This window comes from Streptomyces sp. NPDC033229 (assembly GCF_055576875.1).
The window spans coordinates 1-4,365 of the sequence record NZ_JBVIQR010000135.1 but is presented as its reverse complement, the minus strand read 5'-3'; the positions used below and the strand labels follow the sequence as shown (position 1 = coordinate 4,365).

Genomic DNA, 4,365 nt, shown 5'->3' with positions numbered 1-4,365 from the left:
GCGCGACCCCCGCAACTACCTGGCTTTTCTCGGCCTCGCAGCAGCGATCTGCTGCTACAAGCGACTCGTCCGCCTCACCACATAGGACACGGTCTTAAAGGAGTGAAATCCAACGCAACCCCTGTTGCCGGTTGACCAATGAGCCGGCCGCTGCAACACAGGCGCCGTCACTCCCGCCTCGGACAACGATCTCCGATCGCCTTCGAGGCGGCACCCGGCGAACCGTCAGTTAACCTTCCAGAAGCCGCATAAGCGCGTCCTGGATTCGGGGCCAAAACCCTCTCCGGGGGAGCGACGAGGTTGTGTCCGCGGCATGCGCGGATCAGGCCAGTGTGATCAACAGGCTGTGATAGCCAGTCAGGTCGGCGGGGATGACGGGGCGGGGCAGCGGGTGTCCGTCCAGGCAGGTGCTTTGGATCCGGTTGCCCTGGCCGGTGAGTGTCACCGTCAGCGTTGTGCCGCGGTAGTGCAGGCCCGTCAGGCGCACACTGCCCCAGCTGGTTGGCAAGGCTGGGGCGAACTCCAGACAGTCCGGTGTGAATCTCATGCCGAACAGCCCATGGTGCACCATTCGCAGGTAGCCCGTGGCTGACCACGTCTGGTCCGGCTCAGACACACCATGGACTCCCGCCTGCCATCCGCCATCCGCACGCCCGCTGACGGAGTCGTACACCTCGAAGAACCCGCCGCTGGCGCGAGCCAGCCGAGCCAGGGAAGCCATCTCCTGGCCGAAGAGGTCCGTCCGGCCGCCCAGAGCTGTCGCGTGAGCCCACATGCCTTGCACCATGGGCCACACCATCACTTCGTGCCGACCGGGCCTGGCATCGGAAAAACGGGCGAAATGCGGCCAGACGTTGACCGTCCCGTAAGGCTGACGGTGATGGCTGGCGAGCAGCAGCGCCAGCCGCTGACGGTCTGCTACCCGGAAGAGGACGGCGAAAGCCGCCCCCAAGCTTTCTTCGTGGGTGTCCAGCCGTCCGCGGAGCGGACCCGGACCATGCAGGAAGTACCCGTACCGGTTCTGCTCAGGTACCCACAGCCGGGCATTGACGGCGCGTGCCACAGCGCGCGCGGCCGCGTGGTGCGCACGGCTCTCCGACAACGGCTGCCCCAGACAGTCCGCCATGGCTGCTGCGGCCGTGTAGGCGCCGACGTACAAGCAGTTGGTGCTCAGGCACATGATCTTCCCGGTGTCCGGGTGGTCGAGAACGAAGGAGGACGGGCTGTCAGGCTGGCAAGGCGGAGAGGGGTAACCGGAGATCCCGTCCTGCATGACGGCGGGCCCCTGGAACAGCCCGTCATCCGTGCTGAATCGGGTGCGCCGCAGATACGTCAGCGTGTTGCAGACCGTCTGGTATGCATCGCTCAAAAAGACGCGGTCACCGGTGACAACATAGTGCGAGAACGCGCCGATCGCCCAGATGGCCTGGTCCCACCACTGGTTGTCCTGCTGCACGATCAGACCGCCATCCGGGCGGCGCTCCACCACCGACCACAACGTGTTCCGGGCAACCTCGGGGGCGAAGAGGCTCCCCGCATTCCAGGCGTTGACGGACGCGTCTCTCGTCCACGGCTGCCCGTAGCCGCCACCGGCTCGGAAGAACGTTCCGGGAGGAGCAGCCATCAGACCGGTACGGTCATATACCGCAGGATCATACGGCACAGTGTTGATCTGCAGGAGATTACGCACCGCCCAGTCGTAGGCCGTCCCCAGCTCTACCTGCCTGCCGGCCGCCGCGCACTGCAGACGCGTGGCGCCATCAGTCGGCCAGCTCGTCCCGTGCATACCGGACACTCTGCCCCGTCCGATCCCCGGCCGCAGCCATGCACCAGCACCCAGTACCAGCGACGCCCGGCTAGCCGCATGACGCAGCAGCTCGCGGCGCGTCATTGCTCCAGCCCTTTGAAGCACGCTGCGGGGTTCACCAAACATGCGGTTCCTTTCCCTCCTTACAAATCGACAGAAACACAGGTCGTTGGAGGGGATATGCCCGCATCATTTGGGCATATCCCCTCCAACACCATCTTGCCTTGGAGGTGGGGCGAGTGTCAGGTTCTTTGTGTGGGCGCAGGCATCACCGACGCCTTCACCTACAAGATCGTCGCCAAACCGCCCAACGACAGCGGCACCGGCGAAACCCACACCGAACAGCCCCCCCCCGAGGGCGTTATGTCGTGTCAAGCGGCTTGAGCGAGGGCTTCAATGCTGCCTGTCTTGGTACGTTCGGTGCGTTCGGTGCGTTCGAGGGTCTTGCCCCCTGATCCTGGACACACGAGACACTGGGTCCTGAGGATCTGAGGACGGACATCTCGTGGTCATGAAGAACTATCCGCCGGAGTTCAAGGCGGACGCGGTCGCGCTGTATCAGTCGCGGCCAGGAGCGACGATCAAGTAGATCGCCGCCGATCTGGGGATCAGTCCCGAGACCCAGCGCAGCTGGATCCGGGCGGCCAGCGCGACCCAGCCCCGCGGACAGCAAGCGGCTGCGTCGGCCCGGCAGGCGGCACCGCTGGAGGCGGAGAACGCCGTCCTGCGCAGAAGGATCCGCGAGCTCGAGGAAGAACGCGAGATTCTGCGGAAAGCGGCGAAGTATTTCGCCGGGGAGAGACGCGCTGGTGAACCGCTTCCAGTTCGTCGCCGACCACCAGCGCCACTACGGCGTGAAGCGGCTGTGCACCTTGGGATCGCCCGCTCCAGCTTCTACTACTGGCATGCCACGGCTGCGGGCCGGGCTGCTCGCCGAGAGGCGGATGCCCGGCTGGCCACCCGGATACGGGCCGTGTATCAGGAGTCGGACGGCACCTACGGCGTTCCCAGGATCACCGCCGAGCTCCGTGACGATGGCGAGCGGGTCAATCGCTACTGAGGTTTTCGCTTGGGGGTGATGGCTATGGTGGGGTGAGGGTCAGTCCGGTCTCGGCGATGAAGCCGTCGAGGAGGGCAGGGCGGTACTGCATCCGTTTCAGTCGGGTCCGGGTGTGTGCGGCGAGCTGGTCGGTGGTGCCGGCGGCGAGGTTGCCCAGGCTCTTCTTCGCGTGGGCCCATACGCCCTCGGCCGGGTTGAGGTCCGGTGCACAGGGCGGGAGGCGGAAGACCGTCAGCCATGCCTGGCGGTCTGCCAGCAGTTCCCGCATCGCAGCGTCCTTATGCTGGGTGGAGTTGTCCCACACGAGGACGATGTTGCCGCCGAGCTGCTGGTGGGCCGCGTCCAGCAGAGCAGCGAAGTCCGGCTCGCGGAAGCCCTTCTTCTCGCCCTTGCAGCCGTGGTGGACGAGCATCCGGAAGGCCAGGCGCGTGCGCCGGCCGGGCCTGGTGCACACCATCCCGGCCAGTGAGACGCGTCCGGAGCCCTTCCCGTTGACTCTCACCACCGGGAGGTCCCCGCCGGGACCAGGTCCGCGCTTTCGGCGGGCGAAGGCTCTGCCCCGACTCGTCCTCGAAGCACAGCCACGCGTCCTGGTCCCTCACCGTTTTCCCACCGTCGGCCAGGTCTCCTTCCGCCAGGTGGCCACCGCTTCCCGCTCCGCGGCCCGGTGCACCGGAACCCGCATCGAGAACCCCATCTGCCGGAGGATCCGCCAGATCTGTACGTCGCTGAAGCGGACATGGAAACGCCGCGCGACCAGGACCGCCACCCGAGCCGTCGTCCACCGCTGGTCCTCTACCTAGCCGTGCGCCGCGGGCCCTTCTTCCAGCGCCTGCTCCAGCCACACCCTCCACGAGGCTTTCATCCGCGACGGCCGGCCCGAAGGCCCCTTCGAACGCAGAGCATCCACACCGCCCTCCCTCCAGGCCGCATACCAGGCATAAGCCGACTTCCGCGACACCCGCAACCGCCTGGCCACCACCGGCGGCGCCACCCCTTGCGCGAACAAACCAGCAGCCTCCAACCGCACCAGCTCACGCTGGACCCGTTGCTTCACGGCCAGGCTACCCCCATCGGGATACCTCACAACCACCGGCATACACCCACAAGATGATCCACAGTCACCCCCAAGCGAAAACCTCAGTACCGGATTCTGCACGTCGCTGCCCGTCTCACCCGCGGCGGCCGTCGCCTCCACCTCCGGATCGCAGCAACCTGGCCCTGGCGACACCAACTTGCCGCCGCCTTCCACCGTCTGGCCGCCCTACCCCGCCCCGCCAACTGACCAGCCGCCCCGGCCACCTACGACACGAAAGACCTTGGAGAACCCGACCACCGCGCCGGGCCCCCACCATGCCCACCCCCCGATACCGCCTCACCGAGATCAAAAGCCGCGGCGTTACTGGCGGATGGCGAGGACGGTCTCGGCGAGGCATCCGGCAATGAGATGCGGACGGTACTGGATCTTCCGCAGGCCTCTGCGGACGGTCTGGATGTG

The 4,365-nt window shown here is 66.6% G+C and carries 4 protein-coding genes and 3 pseudogenes; 3 read left to right on the top strand and 4 right to left on the bottom strand.

The window, feature by feature from the left end; genetic code table 11:
• Positions 1 to 322: 322 nt before the first annotated feature.
• The gene (locus ACZ53N_RS36520) at positions 323 to 1,786 is read right to left on the bottom strand and encodes an MGH1-like glycoside hydrolase domain-containing protein (RefSeq protein ID WP_469145021.1); all 1,464 of its coding nucleotides are present in this window, start codon (positions 1,784 to 1,786) and stop codon (positions 323 to 325) included.
• 78 nt (positions 1,787 to 1,864) lie between these two features.
• On the opposite strand from ACZ53N_RS36520, the gene ACZ53N_RS36515 reads away from it, so the two are divergent.
• Together ACZ53N_RS36515 and ACZ53N_RS36510 are read left to right on the top strand one after the other, a co-directional pair.
• Positions 1,865 to 2,191: a hypothetical protein gene (locus ACZ53N_RS36515; protein ID WP_469145020.1), complete on the top strand. Its 327-nt coding sequence runs from the start codon at positions 1,865 to 1,867 to the stop codon at positions 2,189 to 2,191.
• Between the two features lie 481 nt (positions 2,192 to 2,672).
• Positions 2,673 to 2,867, top strand: coding sequence for an IS3 family transposase (locus ACZ53N_RS36510; RefSeq protein WP_469145019.1), 195 nt, complete (start codon positions 2,673 to 2,675; stop codon positions 2,865 to 2,867).
• Between the two features lie 22 nt (positions 2,868 to 2,889).
• On the opposite strand, the pseudogene ACZ53N_RS36505 reads toward ACZ53N_RS36510, so the two are convergent.
• The 3 genes and pseudogenes from ACZ53N_RS36505 to ACZ53N_RS36495 form a co-directional block, all read right to left on the bottom strand.
• Positions 2,890 to 3,399 (bottom strand): annotated as a pseudogene (locus ACZ53N_RS36505) (transposase); the annotation flags it as partial.
• A 66-nt stretch (positions 3,400 to 3,465) separates the two neighbouring features.
• Positions 3,466 to 3,651, bottom strand: a pseudogene (locus ACZ53N_RS36500) (helix-turn-helix domain-containing protein); the annotation flags it as partial.
• Positions 3,652 to 3,666: 15 nt separating this feature from the next.
• A complete protein-coding gene (locus ACZ53N_RS36495) occupies positions 3,667 to 3,966 on the bottom strand; it encodes a helix-turn-helix domain-containing protein (RefSeq protein WP_469145018.1) in 300 nt (99 codons plus the stop codon).
• A 27-nt stretch (positions 3,967 to 3,993) separates the two neighbouring features.
• Between ACZ53N_RS36495 and ACZ53N_RS36490 the strand changes: the two are divergent.
• Positions 3,994 to 4,152, top strand: a pseudogene (locus ACZ53N_RS36490) (IS1380 family transposase); the annotation flags it as partial.
• Positions 4,153 to 4,365 lie beyond the last annotated feature (213 nt).